1 protein-coding gene and 1 pseudogene are annotated in these 624 nt (G+C 46.5%); both read right to left on the bottom strand.

All coding sequences use genetic code 11. From position 1 onward, the window contains the following. A partial coding sequence (locus tag GRP75_RS28835) for an ASCH domain-containing protein (RefSeq protein ID WP_160791099.1) occupies nucleotides 1-203 on the bottom strand: 203 nt, incomplete at its 3' end. Between the two features lie 220 nt (nucleotides 204-423). Then, nucleotides 424-624 (bottom strand): annotated as a pseudogene (locus tag GRP75_RS30225) (hypothetical protein); the annotation flags it as partial.

Below are 624 nucleotides of genomic sequence, written 5' to 3' on the forward strand. Positions count from 1 at the left end.
GTAGGAAGGCTTTGTTCCGTATAGCCATTCTTGGCGAGTAAAGAACGTATGAGTTCATATTTGCAGGCCTGCTTATCGACTTTCTGGCTTGCATGAATAGCCAACGGTCCGCGGTACCGGGTCTTCCAGGATCTGGTTTCATATAGAGTCTCGCCTTGGACAAGCAGAGTCGCCCATGGTTGAATCATGGATAATACTTTCATTCCTCTACGCTCCATTACTGTCATAATGAATTACTATTCCCCAAACATTCTCGAGACTTTCCATTCCCGCATAAAAAGGACGCATTCCCTCCGTTCGCAATAGACCTTTGGGGACAACCTCTGTTTAGCACGCTCGATTAAGCCTGAATTTCGTTTGCGATTTGACGCATTCCCTCTTCGAGTGACGTGGTCGGACCTCCTTCCAAGCAGCTTCTGAAGATCATTGCTCTCGATTTCCAATGCGCCATCGCGGATTGCACTCTGAATTCCAACCAGTCGGAACGATCGGTTCAGGTATAACTACGGTGCTCATTATTCTGGCATAAGTTTCGTCATCCGCTTGTTGAACGGGAACTTCCTCCAAGACACTTCCGAAAGGTGTTACACGCCTTTGAATGGATTGCATTATCAATTTATCTTT

This window comes from Paenibacillus sp. OT2-17, from assembly GCF_009827695.1.
In the GTDB taxonomy this organism is placed as follows: domain Bacteria; phylum Bacillota; class Bacilli; order Paenibacillales; family Paenibacillaceae; genus Paenibacillus; species Paenibacillus polymyxa_B.